The following is a 23,952-nucleotide window of genomic DNA, read 5'->3' as shown; positions in this document are numbered from 1 at the left end:
GTCTAGAAAATTCCGGGAGGAAATACGGATTATAAATTGCTTAACTCCTTTATACTAAATAATTTAGAACTTTTACATAATTCAGTTTTTGCGCGGTTTATAGATTGCCGCAGTTCTTTACTGGATATAATTTTTAATGTTTCAACAATTCTTTTCCAGTCAGCAAAATTCAAAATTACAGATTTAGGTTTTCCTTTTACATTAGTGATAAAGTCAACTTTCGGTAATTCTAAAATATGTTGCATGTATTTTATCTCTAAAAAAAGTATAACAAAAAGGGTCAAAAAAGTCAACAAAAAAAATTATGAAAGGTTCTTCAGATTTTATTGTTGTAAAAGAGTTAACTAATCTTTTTCCATAATCTGGCATTATTGCATTACAATTATTGAACAACAATAATTATAGTAAAATAACGTTTTTGTCAAGGATTTATCGCCAAAATATATTTTAGTAGAATTTTATAGATGGAGATTTCCCGCAGAAGATTAAAAAGCCAGCACTAATAGATTTTTTTACAAGTATTGAATCTTGTTTTCGTCCAGCAAGTCTTAGTAAGATAATACTCTGATTAGGTTAACCTATTCATTGGTAGGAACAGATTTGATAAGAGAAGACATCCTTTTGATTTCAAATCTTTGTTTAAACGTAGGAAAATAATAAAATGTTAAAATGAAAGACCTGATATAATGTTAGGTGATTCCCCACAAAATTGTTATAATATTTGTGGAAAACAAATTTTAACAAAGGAGGAATCACCCATGAATTATGTTGGAATTGATCTACATAAAGAACAATCTTGGTTTTATGTAATGTCCGAAAACGGACAAAAGATTGATAGTAGAAGTATATCAAATTCTATTGAAAAATTAAAGGAATATTTTGAAACAATTCCTAAACCATTTACTATGGCAGTAGAATCTACATATAACTGGTATTTTCTTATAGATATGGCAGAGAAGTATGCAGAGAAAGTATATTTGGCAAATCCATATGAATTAAAAGCATTTGCTAAAAGAAATAAAAAGACTGATAAAATAGATGCTCGGTTAATAGCAGACGTATTGCGGAAAGGATATTTGCCATCTGTAAGTATACCGGATAAAGAAACCCGTAGTATAAAAGAAATATTAAAATACCGTATGGGTTTAGTACAAGATAGATCACGAAATATATACAGAGTAAAATCGATATTAGATAAACTTGGTGAAAATTCCTATGGCGATTTTACGACATATAAGCGGTTAAAAGAAATATCGGTAACTCATTTACCGGTTTTTTATCAAGAAGCTATTTCCGGATATATAGAAAGAATAGAATGTCTAAATAAGCGGTTGTTTGCTACTGGTAAATTCATACGTGAAGAAGTTCTTAAAGATGAAGATATTAAAAATCTCATTACTATGCCCGGTTTAGATTATTTTAGTGCAGCATTAATAAAAAGTGAGATATTTGACATTAATCGGTTTAAGTCGTTCAATCAATTGTGTTCTTATGCCGGATTGGCGCCGAGAGTATATCAAAGTGCAAATAAACTAATACATGGCTCTCTTAATGTAAACAGGAGAAAGAATTTGCAGTGGATATTAATAGAAGTTGTATATCATTTTATTAGAGCAATACCAGGAAAGACAAAAAAATATGAATTAATTGCAAAGAGAAAGTGTCCTAATACCGGGAAAGTAGCATTAGCAAGAGATATGCTAAAAATTATTTATCATATATTAAAAGAGAAACGAGAATTTTATCCTGATAAATCAGAAAATTATTCTATTAGAAATGCGACAATTCCTGCGTTCGCGAGGGTCTGAAGTGCTGAAAAGCAGCTTCCATAGACTTGATTAACGAGGGATTGCCGTCCCGATAATATCATGCAGATTTGCTTTGTCAAATGCTGCCAATGGGTGACTGAAAACTGAAGTTTCTAGGTTTTCTTAAGATAATTAAAGGGATTTGCGAATTTCGGATAGGTGTCATTTAAATTAGTTTTTGTTTAGCGTGAGGAATCACTACAAAATTATTTTGTTTGCTATTGACAACTACCTAAACAGGTGACCCCGTTACTGCTCTCTCCGCTCGCGAGCACGTTCTTCCCTTGCTTCTTGTTCTTGTCTTTTTTGTTGTTCTTCCTCTTCATTCTTACGCTCTTTTACCCGTTGCCATTTTGTATCCACACTTATGACATCCGTGTATTTCAGACCATTCCTATGGTCCGCTTAAATAATAAACAATTGGTTCACACCATAGTATTCATACTTCCACAAATAGGGCATTGAAATGCACTATTATTCTGAGGCAATTCTGCAAGAGATACAACAGTCACGGACAATATTAAGCAGAAAAATAAAAAATACTTTTTGACACAACAATCTTTCAAAATAATTTTAATCATTGAAATTATTTTAACTTATGTTTTAATATTTACCTCTTTTACTGAAAACTCCATGGTTTTTGTAATTTGCTTTTTTTAAAAAGACAAAAACATGACCAATAAATTTAAAATTACAGCCACCCTCTTTTACGCAAAGTTTCATATTTTTATTAAACCATTGCCGAGTAAAAATTTTGTTAGTTTTTATCTGCTGATATGCTTGTTGCCATTCTGGTTTAGTAATACCCTTTTCATAAGGTTTATTGGGATTATTATTATTGGGGATAAGATAGATTAAAGCGCATTTGCCTCTCCTTTTACCACATCCCTTAACTATAAATGTTGTTCCTGGTATTTTAAGTCCTGAATGTAATTTTTCATTAACCATTTTAGTAATCATACCTTCTCCTAAAACACATTACCGCATTTTGAGCATTTATTTTTCCAACTGATACTTTTAGCACCAAATAATTGTGCGCCTGTTACTTCTTTAGTAAGAACTTGGCTACTTTGCTTATACTCTATATAGTAAAGCAACTCAAATTCTTTCATTTTGCTTTCAAAACCACATTTGGAACATTTAATTACCGTATCTTTTTTTGAATCGTAATCATCTTTTACATTTTTCACCTCTTCTACTCTCTTACCTTTACCAGCAAAGGCAGAATACAAGACTATTACGATAGTCAGAACACATAATATCAGCAATACCATAATCATATGCGTAATCCCCCTTAAACAGAAATTTTTTCTTGGCTTGACTTATACAGCAAATACCCACCAAGTCCAGTTCCAATTGCTCCAATCCATATTAAAAAAGTTGCCATATTATGTTTTTGAAGAATTTGTTTATAAATATAAGGTCCAGCATCTACACATCTTTTTAAATCATCCCATGTGGCATTACTGTTAAAATAATTAAGCGCTTCACTTGCAACAGAATTTTGCCACACTTCGATACAAAAAATAATAATACCTATTACTAATATTATAGTCGCATTCTTTGATTTCACACTATCACTCCCTTTGTTCTTCCATAAAATATTTTTAGTTTTATATTTTTTAAAATAAGTATAACATACATTGCTCTATATGTCAAGTATGTATGATTTATTGACTATTGTCTAATTTTAAGGTTATAAATATGATATTGCTAAACTAAGTTTTAGCAGAGCTTTGCTCTGCGGCTACAATTTTAATGTTATATCGCAATATTGACCTTCAGAGAGTGTTTTTTAATAAAATTAGATTAGGAGTAATGAATGGACAATCTGCAGAAAATTATTGGGTCAAGGATTAAAGAATTTCGGAGACAAAGAGAACTTATTCAGGAAGAATTAGCGGATAAATCGGGGCTTCATCCTACTTTTATTGCACATATTGAAGGCGGTAGAAAGGTATGTAGTATTAAGTCGCTTCAGAAAATTGCTTCTGCACTTAATGTTCCTGTTGATTCTTTACTTCGCCAGAAAGAAGAAAAAACTAAAAATTTATATGATTTGCATACGGAAAAGTTAATACAACTTATACGAGATAAAACTGACGGGCAAAAAACACTTCTATATTCACTTGCTACCTCTCTTTTCTCAAAAAATAAAAGAAAGAAATAAAACTCTATAATAAAGAATAAAAAAAGCAGAGCTAACGCTCTGCAGCTACATAAACATACTGGGTGTATTTATCATTCAAAGATTGCTTATTCCATATTCTGCAATAGAACACTAAATACGTCATCCCTAAAAGTTATTATTGGGAATCTTTGGTCAACAAAAAACTATAACTAATTATCCTATAATATCAAAATAATTATCCTGGTTTATAATTGTGAATTTAGAATCTTTGTATGTTTCAATGAAATCTTTTGGTGGCTTAACATTTTTTACTTTCCATTTGCATTCAAAACCCCAGAGCCGTCCTCCTCTTTCTTCCACTAAATCAATTTCTTTCTGGTCGTAAGTTCTCCAAAAATATTTATTGCAATGAATGTTTTTGTAATTTAATTTTTTTATTCTTTCTGAAATACAATAATTTTCCCATAATTTTCCTATGTCATCCCGCATAGTAATACCATTATAATTTGAAATAATAGCATTACGAACACCGTTGTCCCAAAAATAATAGCGCGGTGTTTTTGTATATTCTTTTCTTAAATTCCTGCTAAACCCGCATAGAGAAAATATCACAAATGATTTTTCAAGTAATTCAAGATATCTCATTACTGTCTTTTTATTTGCATTTAAGTTGTTGGCGAGTTCAGAATATGAAATATCATTACCAATCTGGAATGCTATGAGACGCAATAAATTAAATATGAACAAGGAGTTTTTAAGATTATCTAATTGCAGTATATCCCTCAATAAGTATCCGTCTCTTATTGATTCAAGCAGTTCTTTTTTACCTTTCAAAGTTTTGTCCATTAGAACCTGCGGATACATTCCGTATATTAATCTGTCCTCCAAGTTTTCCTTGTTTTTAAGAAAATTCTGATAATTGTTTAATTCTAGTTGTGCTATGGGATAGAAATAATAGAATTTACTTCTCCCCACCAGCGGTTCTCCTATTTTGTTTTTTAAGTCAAAAGCGGATGAGCCGGAAACGAAAATTGAAATCCCAGGAATATTGTCAACAATAAGTTTTAGATTGAGTCCGATATTAGGTATTTTCTGGGCTTCATCTATAAAAAGATATTTATACCCGGATACAAACTTTTCAAGAATGCTTAATCTCTGACTTGCTAATATTTCTATCACATCTAAATTTTCACCATTTACCATTAGAACCGGCTTATTTTTTAATTTTTCTTTTACCATATTCATCAATACGGTTTTACCGGTTCTTCTGGCACCAAAAAGTCCAATGACTTTGCCTGGTTTGAGAGATGACAGTATCTGATTTTCAATAAATCTGGGTATCATAGTATCCGTATTTTAATAAATATATGCAATTTTGTCAAGGGAAAAATGTTTTCAAAAAACAAAAGGGAAAAATAAAACTCTATAGCAAATAATAAAAAAAGCAGAGCTAACGCTCTGCGGCTACACAAATATATAAGGCATATCAACCACTTAAAGTTTACCTATTCTGTAAAAGTAATTACCAAACTATTTCTGCTTTTTTTCACTTGTTTGTATTTTTGAAATTGCATCTTTTACTGCAGAGACAATATCAGGATTTTTATCATCTAATAACTTTTTTAATGGGTCAATTGCTGATTTGTCTCCGATTTCAGCAAGAGCTTTTATAGATTCGGTTTTTATAGTTACATTCATATCTGATAGATTTTTTATTATATTCGGAACTGCAGATTTGAGTTTTAGCGTTGCTGCCTGCTGAGTAGCCAAAATACGGATGCCTTCTGCTTCATCACCAAGTCGTTCAACTATTATTGTCCGAACTTCCGGAACATCAAAAGATATTAATGCCCTTAAAGAAGCAGTCCTTACTATTGAACGCCCATCAAGAAGGATTTTTTTAAGTCCTTCGATTGCAGAAGGGTCTTGTAATTTGCCAAGCGAGTTAGCAGTATCAATAATCATTCCACCGTCAGGATCGCTAAGTGCTTTTATCAAAAAGGGAACTGCCTGTTTATCGCCAATATCACCAAGCGCCACGGCAGAACAGCGGCGGACTTCAATATTTTTATCTTTAAGCAAATCTATAAGTGGAAGAACTGCTTTCTTGTTTTTTTCGGTTCCCAAGCTTATTGCTGCATTTCTTCTTACCATCCAATTTTCATCTTTTAGTTTTTGAACGTTGGTTCTTGTATCAGCTTTCGGTTTTGCTTCTGCAGGGGTCATTTTAACGGTATTTTCAGGAACGCTTGTCGATTTTTTAACTTCCTCTTTAGGCGAGCCTTTAGTTACAACATCTTTTTTAACTTCCGCAAATAAATAAATAGAAAAAGATATGAATAAAAAGCTGGAAATTAACAACCATCTCAAATCTTTATTTCGCTTACTGTTTATCATTTTAACCTCCCGATTTATACTTTACTTTTTTTGAAACATGCTTCGCGTAATTTATTGAAATTTGTTGAAATTTATTGTTACTTCCTTATTTCTATTAATTTCTACTTATTTCCTAATTTCCATAAATTTCAATCTTTTATATTTTTTACTTTTTACTCAATTCTTGTAATCTTTCTTCTGATTTTTTCGCCCAGTCGGTATCGGCATATTTTTTCTTAACAATTTCGTAATTTTCTTTTGCTTCTTTTATATAACCAATCTCTTCAGAAGCACGGGCTGACATATAATGCGCTTCCGGAACAAGTTCCGAATCGCTGAATAAATAAACCACTTTTAAATATTCACGGGACGCTTCTTTAAACTTTTTCTGCATAAAATAACAATCTGCCGCTTTCTTTTGTGCTAACGCTCCGACTTCTTCTTCCAAGTTATTACTTAATGAATCGCTTTTTTGTATGTTTTTATTTTTTGCTATCGTTGCGGCAAGCTCATAATTCTCAACTGCAGCAAAATAATCACCGCTTCTTTCTAAATCGACACCCCGTTTCAGGTACATCTTTGCTGCGGCAATTGATTTTGGATAACGATAAAGAATTTCGCTGAAACATTTTTCTGCTTCTATAAGATTACCTACTTTTTCGTAAGCTTGCCCGCAATTATATCTCATCATAGCGGATATTTCACTTTCAGCCGGCTCACCTTTTAACCCTTTCTCATAATATTCAATCGCTTTTTGATAATCTGCTGCATCAAGATAACAATTACCTAAGTAAAGCAACGCTTCAGCACAATTTTTACTTAACGGATATTTCTCTAAAAATTTACTAAACGAATTTATGGCTTCCGTTCTGGCTCCATTTTTATAATATATCTTAGAACGGATGAACTGTGCATTTTCTGCTAAATCATTATCAGGAAAATTTGTAAAAAGCATTTCAAAATATTTTGCAGATTTATCGTAATCCTTTTTCTTGTAAAAATACTCTCCGATCTGGCTTAAAATCTCAGGCGAAATTTGTGATTTTGGATATTTTTCAGCAAACTGGACATAAATAGCAATATAATCTGATATGGAACCTTCTGCCTCGTAGGTTCTTCCTATGTTGTAAAGTGCAAACTCGGCTTGGGGGCTGTCTGAATATTTTGTTAAAATACTTCTATAGGAATTTCTGGCGGATTTATATTTCTTTAATTCATAATAGCAGTCACCAAGACGGAGCCAGCCTTCGGCAGCATAATTAGATTTAGGATAATTCTGGACAAGTGCGGTAAAGGAAACAGCAGCCTTTTTAAAGTTTTTATTCTTAAAGTGCAGCATACCAAGCCAGTACTGTGCGTCATCCACTATTTTAGTCCCGCCATATCTTTTTACAAAATTTATAAAATATTCCCGGGTCCTGTCATAATCGTTCTTTTTATAATACACAAGCCCAATGCCTAATCTCGCTTTCAGTGATTCATTTGTATTGGGAAACTTTTCCGTTATTAACCCATATTCTTTCAATGCTGAATCTAAATCTAATATCTCTAACAATGAATCTGCCTTAGAAAGATGTGCTTTTGCACATAAATCCTTATCTTTTTTTGTTGCAGTTGAAATTACCAAATCAAACGACGTTATCGCAGACTTATAATCGCCGTCTTGAAATTGCTTCATGCCGGCATTATAAGTATCTTCTATATAAGTCTGCCCAAAAAGACTGCCAGACAGTAAACCACAAAAGATAAAAAATGTAATTAATAATATTCTTCTCATAAATACTGGAACCTCACTACTCTTAGTTGGCGAATTATGCTCCCCAACACATAAACCGATTGGCAGGCATTGTACACAAACAATCGTGAATTATCCCGATGTAACATAGGGATTACCCCTCTACATTTATCCACCAACTAAAGTTGGCGACATTCTTTGCAGGTGAGTAAAATTATATAAAAAGATGGACGATATGTCAACTTTCAGGTTTTTCAATTTCTTGACTTCTATGAAAATTATGATAAAATAACTTTAACATGCATTTTTTGTTTTTAATATCGCTATTCCTTTTATCATGCAATATTCAAGCAGAAAATACCATAATGATTGGGCTTACCCGATTGAAAGAAACCCCGCTTCTTGCCATGGACGTTCCTGACGGTGGAGAAATTAATATTGACGGTAAAATCGTATTAAGAACCAAAACAAGTATAAATCTTACCGCAGAGAATGTTTCTAATGATTTAAAAGTCACTTTAACAACAAATGGAAAAACAGATGTAATTAAAGCAAAAAAATTAATAATCATTCCAAATACTTTTTTAACGATTAAAAATATTGAAAAAGAAGTTACGAAAAAGTATGAAGAAGAAATAATTATAAGGGGTAGGGATGGAATTCTACTTGCAATTAATAAAATTGGATTTAATAAATATCTGACGGCAGTAGTTGCAAAAGAAATTGGTCCGGAATCAGATATAGAAGCTTTAAAAGCACAAGCACTTGTTTCCAGAAGTTATGCAATTTTTAATTTAAGAAAACATAAAAAAAATGGATTTAATGTTTGTGATTCCCGTTTTGCCTGTTGCCAGGCGTACGACGGAACATACAAGACGTTCAATCAAAAAGTTTATGATGCAGTTTTAGAAACAGAAAAAGAAATATTAACTTTTCAGGGAAAATGTATGGAAGCAGTCTTTCATTCCTGTTGTGGCGGGAGAACTTGTATCCCGTCAGATGTCTGGCCAAATACTGATGAAAATAAACAGTTTATCAGCGTAAAAGATATTGACAATGCAGGAAATGCGTATTGTAAAAACAGCCCCAGATTCAAATGGGAAACCAAACTTTCTAAAAATATTATAATCCAATGTTTTGATTTACATGAGAGTAAAGAAAAGGTTCTTTTGATAAAAAACAACTCAGGTGATATAACATATATTTGTATGGGTGATAAAAAAATGACTGTTATGGACTTTAGACGAAAACTCGCCCAACTTGGTTATAAAGGAATTGACAGCAATTTTTTTAACATTATTGCTGAAAGAAACGATTCTTATGTTTTTTCAGGATATGGTTTCGGTCATCGCATAGGCATGTGTCAAAGTGGTGCAAAAGAAATGGCAAAGAGAGGTTTTAATTACAAGGAAATAATAAATCATTATTATCCGAATTGTGATATTTCAAATTGGAGGTCGTATGAAAAAGATTTTTGAAATGTTGAGAAAACCGGTGTTTGTTGTATTAATGCACTTTTTAATTTTTGCATTAGTTATCAAATTTGCAAGTTGGAGCACCTCTGTTACAATTTTACAACTATTTGAAAAATACTGGTGGGTTTTTATTTTAGGATTCTCAATTTTTGATTCTTTAATCAGATTGATTTTATTGAAAAAGAAACCATACTGGATAACAATCGCCTCTATATTTTTAATCTCGTACCTGCTGCTTTTTCAATCAAAGATAATTGCTTTTGGAAAACCAACGCTTTACTATGTTATGGTTTTTTGGATTTTAATGAGTCTATTTGTTTGCATCATTATTTTAGATGGATTTATCACCTTAATGAAAATATTATTGGGACTCCCGGTTTTGCGTATTTTTAAGAAACCCGCAGTTTTTTTGATTTTAAGCTTATCCGCGCTTGTTTATTTATCTCATATTTTGTATCCAAATATTACATACCAGTTTGTACAGTTTTTTAACACACACTGGATAGCTATTGCAATTATTATTCCTGTAATATCTGCTTACTTGCGAAAAAATAATTACACCAAGCAAGCAGAATATTTAAAAGGAATAGCCATATTTTTCCTAAGTTATTGTTTATGTAATATCATACCAATAAATCGTATTTTAGCCAATTGGATTATGTCTATTTGGATTAAAATATTTGGACCCAATTCAATAACAACATTATTCGCCATGAAAGCGGCGTCCAAATTTGGCGCATCAGCATTACTCAGCTTATACACATTTTTACAGTCATTTACCCGTGCACTAAATTCAGGTTTTACAAATATTTCCTGGATTTTATTTACTTCCTGCTGGATACATATTTACCTGGAAGAAATAAAACTATCTCTTTTAAGCGTTTTTACCAAATCTCCAAAAAATCAAACTGAGAAAAAAGGAATACTATTTAAAACAGCATTATTTGTAGGCAAAAATGTCGACTTAATTGGTAAAGGTATTGTAAAATTGACTGTCCGAACAACATCAAAATTGAAATTGTATATAAAACCAATAATTAAAGTTGCAGTTATTATTGCTTTAATATTGTTGGGAAGATGGTTAGGAATAAAAATATATGAACGCTATGTAGTAACTGTAACAGAATTTTCTCCTGAAGGGCAAATACCGCAAAAAAGTATTATCAGAGTTACTTTTTCTGATGCTATTAAACCAAAAATAGACGATTTAAGCCAGTTAAACTGTTTTATCATAGAACCTCCCATAACCGGAGATTATAATGTAGAAAGTGACAGAACTATCGTTTTTGTTCCACGCGAGCCGTTAAAACCTTCAACAAAGTATGATGTCCGGCTGGATTCAAAAAATCTTCAATCGTTAAAGATGAAACGGGTACAATCAGGAAAGAAAATAAAATTTAATACTGAAATGTTTAAAGTAACAAATGTTAATCTGTTTTATTTATATGATTTAGCAAAAAATGTCGAGAAACAGGTAATGGGAGAGATTAATTTTAATTATCCCGTAAATATGGAAACTTTGATAACAAAAATGAAATTTTTCCAGGATTCAAAACCTGTAACATTTGAACTTGAAAAATCCAATCTTCAAACCCGGTTTTATTTCAAAACAGGAATTATTCAAAGAGAAGATAAAGAACAGGAAGTTAAACTCGTAATTGAAAAAGGCCTCTCCTGTACCGGCGGCACCGTACCTATAGAAGAAGATTTTATTCGAAACATGAAACTTCCCGAGAAAGAAAAATTCAACGTTTCACAAATTAAACTCTGGCATGAGCCGGGGAATACGTTTATTACCGTTCTTTTCAATATGCCTGTTTCAAAACAGCAGATAGAAAAAAGTATTTCTGTAAGCCCGCCAGTAACTTATAATATTGAAACGGAATATTGTTACGCGGTACTGAAAGGTGATTTCAAACCGAATGTTGGCTATAAAATAGAGGTTTCAGCAGGTGCAATCTCAAAAACAGGTGAAATTCTTGCTAAAACAAGCAAAGAATATATTACAATAAGTGATTTGCCTTCAAGTGCAAAATTTTCTCATGAAGGGAAGATCCTGCCTTTAGACGGTGAAATGAACATTGAAGTCAAAACGATAAATCTTGACCATGTAAATGTATCCGTCCAGAAAATATTCCGCAATAACCTGATTCAATTTTTGAACAATGAATATTATACACCTATGTCAACTCATGTTTATTCCGGGAGTTATGCTGTTGAAGGCGGAATGATAAATGAAGAGGTCACTCAATACATAAATTTAAGAAAACTCCATAACGCTCCTTATAAGGGATTTTTTAAGATAGATATTAATGACACTAAAAATTACTGGAACAGAGATACCAGATGGTTTTTGTGCACTGATTTGGGAATCATCGCAAAGCGATCGGGTGATGATTTGATAGTCTACGTTTTATCAATCAAAAATCTCAAACCGATAATTGATGCTAAACTTCAACTTATAAGCAGTACAAATCAGGTTATGGAAGAAAAACGGACTTCCGAGAGCGGTAAAGTTGTCTTTGAAAACTGGTCAAAGAATCCAAATGGTTTTTACCCGTATTTTATTATTGTTGAAAAAGGCGATGACTGGTCATTTATGAAATTTGACGATACACAAATGAACCAGCATCAATTCCAGATTGCAGGCGAACCTTATACGAAGGAAGGAATGGAGGCGTTTGTTACACCTGAACGGGATCTTTACAGACCCGGAGAAAAAGCATATATTACAGCTATTGTAAGAAACAAGGATTTTTCAACCCCGCCGGAATTGCCGGTCCGCCTGATTGTAACTGATCCCCAAGGTTCAGAATTTAACCGTATTGAAAAGCGATGGAATCAAAACGGTATGGTTTCGTTTGAAGTTGAATTCCCGGTTTCTGCACTAACAGGTCATTATTCAGCAAACCTTTTCCGGATTGATAAGAACGAATCTATCGGTTCAACCTCATTCAAAGTTGAAGAATTTCTACCGGATAAACTAAAAGTAGAAATTGTTCCGGATAAAACAGCTATTGAATCCGGTGCAATGCTGGTGTTTTCTGTTTTTGGTAAACAAATGTTCGGTCCTCCTGCACCTGGCAATAAACTTGTAACTTCTGTACGGTTTATTCCCCGCGTGTTTTCCCACGCATCTTTTACCGGCTATATATTTTCTGATAATTCCAGGCGATTTACCGAAGAAACACAGAAATTGGGCGAATCAAATTTAGACGAAAATGGGACTAAAAAATATGAAATAGAGGTCCCACCTATAAGACCTCCCTCGGCATTAACCGCTTATATCTATACTGAGGTATTCGATTCCGGCGGCCGTCCAGTGAGTGCTGCAATACAGGTCCCGGTAAATAGTTATCCTTATTATCTCGGTGCAAAAACGGAAAAGAAACCGGTCCATTTAGTAAAGGAAGATATAAAAGTTGACTATGTGGCGATTGATTCTTCCGGAAAATTACAGAATTTAAAAAACATACAGATTTTAGTCAAACGTAAATTGTGGTATTCTATTTTCCGTTTCAGTAGTTGGGGGCGGGGCGAGTATCAGAGTTCCACATATGAAGAGGTGGTTTTGCAAAAAGTCGTTGATATCGATGGTAAGGGAAGTTTCTCATTCACTCCGGATGTAGTGGGTGAGTATTATATTTATATAGGTAATGAAGACAGTATGTGTACCGGTTTTTCGGTAAATGTAGTTGGAACAGGATATCAGGCATGGGGTATGGAGACGCCGGAGAAACTGGATATCAGTGTTGATAAAGCAACATATAATACCGGCGAACAGGCAGTTGTAAATATTCGTGCACCTTTTAACGGCAAACTTTTCTTAACTGTTGAAAGAGAAAAAGTACTTTACACGCAAATTGTAAATATTACGGATAACAAGGCACAAGTTTCAATACCGGTCAATGTAGAATATCTGCCGAATGTTTATATTGTCGGCTTACTTGTAAGAACACCCGATGAAAAAAATAAGACATTACCCATGGTTTCTTTTGGCATTATTCCGCTGAATATCAGCAAAGTATCCAAAACAATAACGCTTGACTGGGATTGTAAAACTGAAGTTGAATCAAAAGACGGCATAGACGTAAAAATAAAAGTCTCCGGCGAGCCGGGAAAAACTAACGTTGTCCTGGCAGCTGTTGACCAGGGTATTCTCCAGATTACCAATTTCAAAACACCCGACCCATTGGAATATTTTTACAGGAAAAAGTCGCTTACGACACAATCATATTCCTTATTTGACATGATTCTTCCGGATGTAAAAGCGAACAAATTAGCGGTTGGCGGCGATGGTGTAGAATTCTCAAGGAGACACTTGAATCCCATTGTAGCAAAAAAACCGAAATCATTTGCCGAATATTCAGGGATACTGACCCCGGATGAAAACGGCGAAGTAAAGCATCATTTTGTGACAAAGGGCTTCAACGGTGAAGTCAGGGTAATGGTAATGGCTGTGAACGGAAACAAGTACTGTTCTTCTGATAAAAATATTACGGTTGCCGACTCTATAGTTTTACTTGCTAATTTCCCGAGATTTATAGCACCTTCGGACCAGTTCCAGATTCCCATCCAGATATATAACAAGACAGGTAAATCAGGAAATTTCAAAACAACAATAAAAGCAGAAGGACCTGTTGAACTAACGGCAGGAAGTGAAAATACGGTTTTTTTGAACAACAAACAAGAAAAGAAAATCGTATTTATGGCCCGTGCTAAAAATAATGCAGGGCTTGCAAAATTTTCAGTAACCACAACCGGAGCAGATTGCTCTGCCAATTATGAAACAGAATTGAGCGTCAGACCGTTTGCTCACCTTGAGACAGTTGTCAAGCAGGGAAAATTGAAGCCCGGACAAAATACCGAAATAAAAGTTCCGGCTGATTTTATCAGTTATGGCCAACGTCTGCGGCTTACATTTTCATCAAACCCGCTTATACAGTATTTAAGATGCCTGGATTATCTTATCGGTTATCCTTACGGTTGCACGGAACAGATAACTTCGCAAATGTTCCCGCTTCTTTATTTCAAGGAGCTCGGACTTGCAACAGGCAGGTTTGCAAAACAGGCTAATTCTGTTGATATGTATGTCCAGGAAGGAATTAAAAAGTTAGAAAAAGCTCAATTATCGGACGGCAGCTTTACAATGTGGCAAGGCGGCTCTTCATACAGTTTGTGGCTTTCCCTGTATGCAAGCCACTTTTTAATAGAAGCAAACCGCCTGGGCTATAAAGTTAACCCGACCGTAATCGGCAGGATATATTCATTTATCAACAGGTTAAACGTAGTACCGCAGAATGAGGGCCGTCTTGATAGAAGACAATTCAATGTTGACCAGGAAATAAATGTTTATATGCTGTATCTGAAAACTCTAACCCGGAGCCCGGATAGAGAGTCAATGTCATTTCTATTGAATAATCGTATCAAAACTTTGGACGAGGTTGACCGCTCTTTGCTTTCTTTGAGTTATTCCGAAATCGGGGACAGGAATACTGCGAGCAGGATACTTGTTCCGGATTTTAAAAGTATATTTTTATACCGCGAGCAGTTCGGTTCTTTTAATTCCCCGATAAGAAATACAGCGATGTATCTTTCGGCAATCGCTCAAGCAGACCCGCAATCACCTAAAGTAAATGATATTATAAGATACCTGGGTGAAAATATGAAAAACGGCCATTTTGGCAATACACAGGAAGATGCCTGGGTATTTATATCATTAGGTAAAGCGTTTCAATCGCTTGATTACGATATACAGACGCAAATTCTGGTAAACGGGGCACAGTATAAAATTATTGAAGGCAAAACAGATACCGTTAACGATAATTCACTGTCCGGCAAAAATATAACATTAAAAAATATTTGTGCAAAAGACAGTTATTACCATTTCATCGCCGAAGGAACACCTTTGAAGAAAAGTGAAAAAGACAGTTTTAACGGGCTTGAAGTAAACAGGAAATACTACGATAAAAGCGGCAAAGAAATAAATCTTTCAAATGTCGTGCAGGGCGAACTTGTCGTCATTTCTCTGTCGGTTAAGCCGAAAGAAACAGTACATAACCTTGTAATAGTAGATTTACTACCTGCAGGGTTTGAAATAGAAAATTCACGGCTTCAATCCCATGGCGATTTGGATTTTGAACCGGAATTAAGCCTGTCTCCTGCCTGCCAGGATATAAGAGATGACAGAATTTTGATTTTTGCGGATGAAATTTCCGGTAAACAAACTTTTTCATATACCGTAAGAGCGGTTACGCCCGGCAGGTTCACAATCCCGAATATTTATGCAGAAGCGATGTACGACCCTGATATAAACGGTGAAGAATATCAAAAAGATTATCTTGTCATCGTTCCGAACAATTAAGTGTTTGTTTTTCAATGGCGGGTGACGTGCTCTTTAAAAAATACCTGTGGAATCATTTAAGTATGTTTTGGAAAAGAAATGAAACCAAAAAAAATAATTAAACCGGTATTAATAATATTAACCTGCTATTTCTTTTTATTGTTATTGATTTCTGCTTCACTTGTAATATTTCCCCTTCCCGCAGATATTCTTGAAAATGATTATTCTACCGTCCATTTGGCAAATAACGGGGAACTTTTAAGAATATTACTTTCGCCTTCACAAAAATATAGAATCAAACTGAAGTCAGAAGAAATATCGGAATATTTAAAAAATGGTTTCTTGCTATACGAAGACCGGTTTTTTTATAAACATTATGGTTTTAATCCCATATCTTTATTTAAAGCATTTGTCCTAAATATACGGCATAAGAAAATTATTTCAGGTGCTTCAACAGTAACAATGCAGATAGTAAAAATGGCTGAAAAAAGACCCAGGACATTAAAATCCAAAATTATTGAGATTTTAAGAGCAATACAGCTGGAAAGAAAATATTCAAAAAAAGAACTTCTTGCAATATATCTGAATATGGTGCCAATGGGCGGGAACATAGAAGGAGTAGGTGCTGCATCATATCTTTATTTCGGTAAACCGGCGAAAAACTTAACCTTAAGCGAAAGCGCCCTGCTTATCGCCATCCCGAAATCACCTAATACATACCGTCCAGACAAATACCTAAAAAATGCTATGGTACAAAGAAATAAAGTTCTTGCCCGTATCGGAGAACAACTTGAAAGCTCGCGCGAAGTTCTACAAACGGCAATGACCGAAAAACTTCCCAAAAAAAGATTTCAAAATCCTTACCAAATCCCAAATCTTATAGTTAGAACAGCCCAAATAGGTCCAAAATATACTAAACAGTATACAATTAATATGCAATTACAGAGGTATTGTGAGGATATAATCGGCAAAACCGTAAACAGATTACAAAAATACGGTTGTTACAACAGCGCGATGATATTAGTTAATAATAAAACAATGGAGGTTCTTGCCTATGTAGGTTCAAGTGATTTTAACGATTTAAAACACGGCGGCCAGATAAATTGTGCGAATATTAAACGCTCTCCCGGGTCTGCACTTAAACCATTTTTATATTCTGTGGGCGTTGAAAAAGGCATCATCACTCCACAAAAAATTGTGTTTGATATTGAAAGAAATTACGACGGTTACAACCCGGTTAACTTTGATAAGAAGTTCATAGGACCTATTACTGCCGAAGATGCACTTATTAACTCGCTGAATGTACCTGCCGTAAATTTAGAGTATGAATTAGGAAAAGACGGGTTATCTGGTTTTCTTTGTAAAGCACATATTGTTGATGAAAAAAAGCAGTGCAGGGAGACGGGCTTATCATTAGTCCTTGGGGCTTTCCCTGTTACTCTTGAAGAATTAGTTAAACTTTACTGCTGTCTTGCAAATGATGGAAGATTAAGAGAATTAAAATTTTTCCAGGAAGATACTTCTATAAATAAAGGGTTCCCGCTTCTGTCACCGGAGACCTGTTTTATTATTTCGACAATGCTATCAAAAGTTGAAAGGACCGACCTTCCGCAATCATGGGAATTCAGCCCTACAAGAGGAAGAATTGCGTTTAAGACGGGTACGTCATTCGGGTTAAGAGATGCATGGTGTGTAGGATATAATCCCGATTACACAGCCGGTGTATGGCTGGGGAATGTTGATTGCAAGGGTTCCAGCGAACTTATAGGGATAAAAGTAGCGGCACCGGTAGTGATTGAAATATTCAATTACCTAACAAGATACAGTGATTCCTGGTTTAAAAAACCGGGAAATGTACAGGAAAGAAAAGTTTGTGCAACAAGCGGTGAAATAGCCGGACCTTATTGTAAAAATACTGTAACAGATTGTTATATCCCCGGGATAAGCAGTAATTATACCTGTTCCGTTCATCGCCAGATTTTTATCAGGAAATCTGACGGTTTGGAAGTTTGCAGATATTGCATGAAAGAATTACCGGGCGAATACAAAACCCGGATAGTTGAAATCTGGCCGCCCGATGTTGCAAGTTATTTAAGAACACACGGAAAGAAACCGGATAATATTCCGCGCCATAATTCTAATTGTTATGCAGTGGACAACAGAAACAGCCTGAAAATAAAAAGCCCTATTTCTAACGGCTATTACAGTATAAGCGATTCTTTATCTGCCGGATTTCAAAAAATATTATTTAAAGTTCAAAGCGAAACTTCTTCCGAAAAAGTCTATTGGTTTATGGACGATAAATTACTCGCCCTGGGTTCTGTTGATGAGGAACTCTTATTTAACGTAGGTAAAGGCGACCATATAATTACCGTAATGAACACCCGCGGACAATACGATACGGTTAAGGTAAAGGTTAAAAATAGTAGCAACTGATTCCGCTATTTTATGTCTTTGACAAGTTTTGCTGCTATAAGGATATTTTTGAGTTTGCGATGTGGTAAAGAGACATTATCGAGAAAAATCAATCCTACAGAACCATCGACATCAACCAAAATGGTTCCATATAATAAAATCCTTCCCAATAAACTTGAACGACAAACCACTGTTCGTATCTGTTTTAGTGGAATGTGAATTACAAACCTATGAATCAGTCCTGTAAAAATAACCAATTCATCGGAAGTTAAGTAATATATCGTAGTTAGCATTCGCAAATTATAAATAACGGCAATCAAAATAAAAATCCAGCCGGCAGCATACAAAATATGGGTTAAATTTGTTTGATACCATTCCGGCCGTGTTCCCTTAAATAAAACGGCAATTTGTTTCGCTATCCATGGAGATACAGAAGAAGCCGTAAATCTACAAATAAACCAACCAGTGATTGCCATAACATAATCTAACAACCAAACAACAATACTAGGTTTAAATTTCAAAATTATTTTTTCCAAAGGTATTTGATGTTTCCAAGACCATAATGACAATATACTGCGAATTTTTTCAGCCATTTTCTGACGCATATTTTATCCTCCTATTGATTTTTTAAATAATTACCGTTTATTAAAGAAATAATTAATGGTTTCAAATCCTTAAGATTAAGTGTTGTTTTAATAAAAAGACCTTTTTCCGTAGAAGTGAAAATTAAAGCAGCGTCTTTTGGGCGGTTCTTGATTAAAACAGGTGACTTAAAAGACCCGCTAGGTCTTAATCCCGTGGATGCTGAACCTATAATTACGTCTTGTGGGAATCCGAGACGTTGCGCAAGCGATGGCACTATCTTGGTTTTCCGTTGCATTAAAATAGTATTCAAATCGGTTACCATAACTATCAATTTGTTTTCATGTATCCATTCCGGAGATACAGTATATGTTTGTTCTTGTTTCTTTTTTATAACATCCTGCCAACCTGACTGATATTTCACTTTTAATAAACCCGTTGTTTTGATAATATAATTTTCTTTTGAGTTTAAATTCCAAGTTATTATTATACCTGATTTTTCTTTATTAATGGATACTGGTTTTAGTTCTTTTGATGAATATACTTTTTTAGGATTAACTGCTATTGCATGTCCGGATTTGCCAGTATGTGACCATTTGCCGTTAATAAATGATTTCAACCAAGGTAAATTTACTTCTGTTCCCATGCGTGCAGACGGGGGCGACATAACAATAATAATTCCGCCTTCTTTTAAGAAAGCAGTCAAAGAATTACGTAAAACAGAGCTATTCCAAAAATCCTGTCCTTTCCATGTCGTGGGACCAATACTGAATGCTCCCGGACCAAAAATCAATAAACGTGTTTTGGATAATTTTTTCTCGACATCATAAAAACTATTAACCAACTCTTCCGGTGATAGCGGCATTTCAATGTCAATAAATGTCGTAGTCCCAAATTGCACAAGCCAATTATAACTTTCTGCGTCTCCGGCAGCAACCCATACTATATCTGAACCAGAGAATATTGATATATGTGGAGGATTGGTAAATGATGTTGGTTGAGAGATTGCCGGTTCACAAGGCTGATATTCAGATTTAACTATCCACGTTTTTTGTGTTTCTAACTTATTAGATAAAACTTCGGTAGGTTTCACTTGTATGGCATTTTTTCCATCGTTTGAAATAAAAATGTATTGAGTTGTCGGTAAGCATAATTTTAAATTTATATTTGTTGTTTCCCCCGCAATTTGCTGTATTTCATATATTCGTTCCCCGATGTGGTCTTCTTTTACAGACAGAATATACTGATTGTTACCCATTTTAAACGGTCCAAAACGCATGGAATTAACACCTTTTGGTAATTGAGGGGATAGTGTTAAGGTTTTGTTAATTGCATCAGGTTGTATACCAGTCAGATATTCTAAAATTGCATCTGCAATTATCCCGCCGTCCCATGGTTTTGCTCTCCCATATGTACCTATACCCCAGGATGGCAAACTCCACGGTTTGCCGTTCATATCATGAAATTCTCCAAATTCACCGGCCGGCGATGAAGCATCTTTAATTGCTTGTAAAGCTGATTCTGCCTGGTTATCTGACATCCGTGCGAGATCGGATAACAACAATCCCATTGTAATCCCTGTAAAGTATGGTAGTTCCGGACTTGTATTCAAATACATTTTTTTATTTGATAAGAATTTTAATACTGCTTCAATACTGTGTTTAGCATGAGGTTCATCCGGCAATAAATAGCCAGACCATATCGAATTGAGTAAAATAGTACTATGAGGGAAATTGTATAATTTTCCGGATGGCGATAAAGCAGGAGCATAATATTTTAAATCTTCTAGCCAGTAAGTTTGCTCGCTTTTTGCTCTTATTTCTTTTGCCTGTTGAAGTAACTGTAAAGAATCTTTTTTGTATCCTAATTGTTTTCCTATTTCGGATAACGCTTCTTCAGCGGCAACATAGGTAAAAGCTGAGTCAGGAGAATAAGAATGTAACCCCAAGAAGTTATGTACCGGAATTTGGTCAAATAACCGACTTTGCAATGCCCAAAAATATCCTTCATCAGTATTAAACGGGAGCAGATATTCCTTGCTAATAGGCTGACCCAGCAAACACTGTTTTAAATAATAAAAACGCGGTCTCAAATATTCCAAATCCCCAGTGTATTGGTAATACCAATAATGTTGAAGTACAATCCATGAAGGATATTCTGCTGAATCAATGCTTAAGGTTGACCAATCAATTTGAGACGGCCATTTTGGCAATGAATAAGCTGCTCTTGTAGATGTTGGTAAAAAGCTTGTCCTACCTGTAAATTGATAAAACCAGTCTAAATTTTCTTTTGCTTCTTGAAATTTTCCGATTCTCAGGAAAAACCTCACAGGACCATTCATATCTCGTACCCAAATATTACTATAGCCAGCCATCGGAGAAGAGCCGCCTACATTAGATTGTTGCGTTTTTAGAAAAATTGTTTGAGCGTCAAAAATACGTTTTATTACAGGGTCGTTTATTTCAAGTACAGCAGTATCATCTATCCATTTCTTCCAATGGTCATATGTTTGCTGGAGGAAATCGGTATTGTTATCTGATATCTGTTTTGAAACTGGTTGCAGTTGTTTCTCTTGGTCTGCTGCAATGATTATATGCGAACCTTGCCATGTCTGTTCCGTTGGTATTGAAGCGATAGTATAAGATACCTTTCCTTTGCCTACGTTTGGTTTGAGTCCGATGGTTTGTAATCCGTACCATCTAATATTTTTTCTATTTGGAATCCGTATGCGAACTTCAGGTTCTGAGTTTTTTGTAAATTTCCAGCTCTTTTTTTTATTCAATTTACTGATATGAAACTGCAGTCCTATATTGGTTAATTTATTAGAACTTTTATTTGTAATTTGTATAATACGAAAAATTACAGGTAATTCCGGGGGGACAAAATCAACCACTGTTAATTCTACTGTTTGATTGCTAAGGCGGCTGACTACAATATCTGCATCCTTAATACGGTATATTTGTTGTTTTTCCCACTGTAATGTTTTTCCGCCGATTGAGACATATAAAATCTCCTGTCCTAAATAAGGTTCATCGTAAACAGGTCCACATATAAAAGAAAGCGTGCATATTGGACTAAACATTCCAACGGTTGCAAACATTTTCCCATTACCAATTTGATAAGCACCGGCAGAAGGAGCATAAATTTTATCTTCGGAATAATTGTAATGCTCAATGTCATTTGCAGGTTGTCCTAAAAATGTGTACTTTTCAAAAATATCAATTTCTGCATAAATCTTTGTTATGCTTATAAAAAGTATGGCTATTAAGATAATGATTGATTTATTGAATTTCTTGAAATACATTTGTATCTTTTAACTGTTTGGATTGGTAATTGGAAAGAAAATTCTTCAGCAATTCATTGCTTACGTTCGGGAAATCCATCATAATCAGATTCCACCGACTGCCCTGAATAATTCCATTGTTTATAAAAATTCGATGTCCTTGTTTTTTAAATTGCTGAATCTGATTTGAAATTTTATTTTGTGCTTTTTGTTGGCTGCCAAAAGCCCAAGCAAGTTCGTCGTAAAAAGAAATAAAATGCAAATTTGGGAATTCTGCTTCAATCCGCTGTTCATCTATCGACCGTCCCATAAACAAAATCGCATCTCCCTGTCTGGTTATATTCATAATTGCTTGGGACTCAGCAGTGGGTATAGTTTTACCTCCGTGAGATTCCGGAAAAATATTGGTTTGCCAGTTAATCCAGGCAAAATATACTGATAGACACAACCACGAGACAGAAATTAAATACTGCAAGGGTTTTCTATAGGGTAGTTTATAAAATTTATCTGAAATATCTGAAATTGAAAGACAAATTAATAATACTGTTGGAGGTAAAGTGGAAGCCCAAAAAGCACCTGTGCCCGGTTCCCATGCGGTAAAAAATATTGCAAAAGGTAGTAGCCAAATCCACGATAAAAGCCAAAAAACACCATAACGAAAGAAAAAACCAAAACCTGCTATTATGGGGTAAAGCAATAATGCAAGACCCAAATATTTTAAAAAATGTTTCTGCACTGTTGCATCCTTTAATGATAATTGCGGGCCAGACCTCGACAATGGTCCAAACCATACATAAAAAACTTCTTTGCTTGCGTCAGTTATATTAGTAGGTCTCCATACACCCCATTTTTGTACGTGGGCATAAGTAGTGAACCATCGCGAAAAGCTTTTAGGATTTCGCTTTTCTTGTTTAGAATACCCAACATAGAAATATGGAGGCACTATTGTTAAAATCGAGAAAAAAATTGCAATTATAATTCCAATTATTCGCTGATCCCAAGGATCTTTGCGAAAGAATAAGCTTGTTCCGACAAAAAAACTTGCCAAAACATTAGTTTGGTGAACCAGTATTGTTAATGCTTGCAAAAATCCTATAATGGCGAACCAAAAATATCTTTTCAGAATATCTTTAGAGAGAATTGTTTTGGTGGGACCAGTAGCAAAAGAAATCCAACGAGAACCAAGTATAGGTTGACTGTTTACAATATCAGTACACACAACTTTATATAAAAGAAGTAAAGAAAATGCAACCAGCACATAAAACCCGCCGAAAGTGCTTATATACCAGTATTGATAACAACTGGCAAGTATAATTGATGCTCCCAAAGCAACAATTATTTTTTGTGTACAGAAATATGCTGTACTGAAAAGTAGAATAACTCCCAGAGCACCAAAAAAGCTGTTGAATACTTGGTGAACAGGTAATGCTCTCCCTTGATATCCGATTGATTTTAACCCTTCATAAAAATATGCTATCCATCTAATAGGCAATAGATGATGCGGGTTGAAAATCTGGTATTCATACAGGGGACGTTTTTCAACGCAAAGGGCATAATTGTAAGAATCGTAATCAAATGCTTGTGTCGGGAAGTTAAGATACAAAATGAACGTTGTTAGGAAGAGGACACTCATACTAAATATTACGAGGGTGGGTGATTTTTGTTTATAAATGGTTCTATTTCGTAATATTTCAGTATCCATATTGGAATTTACACGTATAATACCAAATTTTAAAAAATAGTCAAGATTGATATTTGTCATTTTTTTGGTATAATAAAAACAATTAATTTCATAAAAGTATAA

General features: G+C 34.4%; 15 protein-coding genes. 5 read left to right on the top strand and 10 right to left on the bottom strand.

Annotation, left to right across the window (positions count from 1 at the left end; all coding sequences use genetic code 11):
• Positions 1-29: 29 nt before the first annotated feature.
• Entirely contained in the window at positions 30-245 is a 216-nt protein-coding gene (locus tag PHE88_10005) for a hypothetical protein (protein MDD5688149.1), read from the bottom strand.
• Positions 246-758: 513 nt separating this feature from the next.
• Here PHE88_10005 and PHE88_10000 point away from each other — a divergent pair.
• Positions 759-1,808, top strand: a complete 1,050-nt coding sequence (locus PHE88_10000) for an IS110 family transposase (protein ID MDD5688148.1) — start codon at positions 759-761, stop codon at positions 1,806-1,808.
• Positions 1,809-2,411: 603 nt separating this feature from the next.
• Here the strand turns inward: PHE88_10000 and PHE88_09995 are convergent.
• The 3 genes from PHE88_09995 to PHE88_09985 are packed head-to-tail and all read right to left on the bottom strand — an operon-like array spanning position 2,412 to position 3,381.
• Positions 2,412-2,768, bottom strand: a complete 357-nt coding sequence (locus PHE88_09995; protein ID MDD5688147.1) for a hypothetical protein — start codon at positions 2,766-2,768, stop codon at positions 2,412-2,414.
• Positions 2,769-2,776: 8 nt separating this feature from the next.
• Positions 2,777-3,088 carry a hypothetical protein gene (locus PHE88_09990; GenBank protein MDD5688146.1) on the bottom strand — a complete coding sequence of 104 codons (312 nt, stop codon included), beginning with the start codon at positions 3,086-3,088 and terminating at the stop codon, positions 2,777-2,779.
• Between the two features lie 14 nt (positions 3,089-3,102).
• Positions 3,103-3,381, bottom strand: a complete 279-nt coding sequence (locus tag PHE88_09985; GenBank protein MDD5688145.1) for a hypothetical protein — start codon at positions 3,379-3,381, stop codon at positions 3,103-3,105.
• Between the two features lie 249 nt (positions 3,382-3,630).
• Between PHE88_09985 and PHE88_09980 the strand changes: the two genes are divergently transcribed.
• Positions 3,631-3,978: a helix-turn-helix transcriptional regulator gene (locus tag PHE88_09980; GenBank protein ID MDD5688144.1), complete on the top strand. Its 348-nt coding sequence runs from the start codon at positions 3,631-3,633 to the stop codon at positions 3,976-3,978.
• A gap of 174 nt (positions 3,979-4,152) precedes the next feature.
• Here PHE88_09980 and PHE88_09975 read toward each other — a convergent pair whose 3' ends face one another.
• The 3 genes from PHE88_09975 to PHE88_09965 all read right to left on the bottom strand — a co-directional run bounded on the left by PHE88_09975 (position 4,153) and on the right by PHE88_09965 (position 8,092).
• Complete coding sequence (locus PHE88_09975) at positions 4,153-5,283, bottom strand: ATP-binding protein (protein ID MDD5688143.1); 1,131 nt, start codon at positions 5,281-5,283, stop codon at positions 4,153-4,155.
• A gap of 186 nt (positions 5,284-5,469) precedes the next feature.
• Positions 5,470-6,336, bottom strand: a complete 867-nt coding sequence (locus PHE88_09970) for a HEAT repeat domain-containing protein (protein MDD5688142.1) — start codon at positions 6,334-6,336, stop codon at positions 5,470-5,472.
• A gap of 145 nt (positions 6,337-6,481) precedes the next feature.
• Positions 6,482-8,092: a tetratricopeptide repeat protein gene (locus PHE88_09965; protein MDD5688141.1), complete on the bottom strand. Its 1,611-nt coding sequence runs from the start codon at positions 8,090-8,092 to the stop codon at positions 6,482-6,484.
• 323 nt (positions 8,093-8,415) lie between these two features.
• Here PHE88_09965 and PHE88_09960 point away from each other — a divergent pair, with 323 nt between their 5' ends.
• The 3 genes from PHE88_09960 (at position 8,416) to pbpC (ending at position 18,304) form a co-directional block, all read left to right on the top strand.
• Positions 8,416-9,528: a SpoIID/LytB domain-containing protein gene (locus PHE88_09960; protein MDD5688140.1), complete on the top strand. Its 1,113-nt coding sequence runs from the start codon at positions 8,416-8,418 to the stop codon at positions 9,526-9,528.
• Positions 9,512-15,889 (top strand): MG2 domain-containing protein, encoded by a 6,378-nt coding sequence (locus tag PHE88_09955; protein MDD5688139.1) that lies wholly within the window; start codon positions 9,512-9,514, stop codon positions 15,887-15,889. Before PHE88_09960 ends, PHE88_09955 begins: the two co-directional genes overlap by 17 nt.
• Before the next feature lie 78 nt (positions 15,890-15,967).
• Entirely contained in the window at positions 15,968-18,304 is a 2,337-nt protein-coding gene (gene pbpC / locus PHE88_09950; protein MDD5688138.1) for a penicillin-binding protein 1C, read from the top strand.
• Between the two features lie 5 nt (positions 18,305-18,309).
• Here the strand turns inward: pbpC and PHE88_09945 are convergent, their stop codons facing one another.
• Genes PHE88_09945 through PHE88_09935 form a run of 3 tightly spaced genes read right to left on the bottom strand, consistent with a single transcriptional unit; the run spans position 18,310 to position 23,781 of the window.
• Complete coding sequence (locus tag PHE88_09945) at positions 18,310-18,888, bottom strand: PH domain-containing protein (GenBank protein ID MDD5688137.1); 579 nt, start codon at positions 18,886-18,888, stop codon at positions 18,310-18,312.
• An 11-nt stretch (positions 18,889-18,899) separates the two neighbouring features.
• On the bottom strand, positions 18,900-22,169 hold the full coding sequence (locus tag PHE88_09940) for a hypothetical protein (protein MDD5688136.1): 3,270 nt from the start codon (positions 22,167-22,169) through the stop codon (positions 18,900-18,902).
• Positions 22,147-23,781, bottom strand: coding sequence for a hypothetical protein (locus PHE88_09935; protein ID MDD5688135.1), 1,635 nt, complete (start codon positions 23,779-23,781; stop codon positions 22,147-22,149). Before PHE88_09935 ends, PHE88_09940 begins: the two co-directional genes overlap by 23 nt.
• Positions 23,782-23,952: the final 171 nt, after the last annotated feature.

It is taken from the genome of Elusimicrobiota bacterium (genome assembly GCA_028718185.1).
Lineage (GTDB): Bacteria > Elusimicrobiota > UBA8919 > UBA8919 > UBA8919 > JAQUMH01.
Note: the sequence above shows the minus strand (reverse complement) of the source record. Positions and strands in the feature narration are given on the sequence as shown.

Bases quoted from the DNA above. Each gene is read 5' to 3' on its own strand.
- PHE88_09995 (MDD5688147.1), bottom strand. From the start codon at position 2,768: ATGATTACTAAAATGGTTAATGAAAAATTACATTCAGGACTTAAAATA.
- PHE88_09970 (MDD5688142.1), bottom strand. From the start codon at position 6,336: ATGATAAACAGTAAGCGAAATAAAGATTTGAGATGGTTGTTAATTTCC.
- PHE88_10000 (MDD5688148.1), top strand. From the start codon at position 759: ATGAATTATGTTGGAATTGATCTACATAAAGAACAATCTTGGTTTTAT.
- PHE88_09975 (MDD5688143.1), bottom strand. From the start codon at position 5,283: ATGATACCCAGATTTATTGAAAATCAGATACTGTCATCTCTCAAACCA.
- PHE88_09965 (MDD5688141.1), bottom strand. From the start codon at position 8,092: ATGAGAAGAATATTATTAATTACATTTTTTATCTTTTGTGGTTTACTG.
- PHE88_09945 (MDD5688137.1), bottom strand. From the start codon at position 18,888: ATGCGTCAGAAAATGGCTGAAAAAATTCGCAGTATATTGTCATTATGG.
- PHE88_09980 (MDD5688144.1), top strand. From the start codon at position 3,631: ATGGACAATCTGCAGAAAATTATTGGGTCAAGGATTAAAGAATTTCGG.
- PHE88_10005 (MDD5688149.1), bottom strand. From the start codon at position 245: ATGCAACATATTTTAGAATTACCGAAAGTTGACTTTATCACTAATGTA.
- PHE88_09960 (MDD5688140.1), top strand. From the start codon at position 8,416: ATGATTGGGCTTACCCGATTGAAAGAAACCCCGCTTCTTGCCATGGAC.
- PHE88_09990 (MDD5688146.1), bottom strand. From the start codon at position 3,088: ATGATTATGGTATTGCTGATATTATGTGTTCTGACTATCGTAATAGTC.
- PHE88_09955 (MDD5688139.1), top strand. From the start codon at position 9,512: ATGAAAAAGATTTTTGAAATGTTGAGAAAACCGGTGTTTGTTGTATTA.
- PHE88_09940 (MDD5688136.1), bottom strand. From the start codon at position 22,169: ATGTATTTCAAGAAATTCAATAAATCAATCATTATCTTAATAGCCATA.
- pbpC (MDD5688138.1), top strand. From the start codon at position 15,968: ATGAAACCAAAAAAAATAATTAAACCGGTATTAATAATATTAACCTGC.
- PHE88_09935 (MDD5688135.1), bottom strand. From the start codon at position 23,781: ATGAGTGTCCTCTTCCTAACAACGTTCATTTTGTATCTTAACTTCCCG.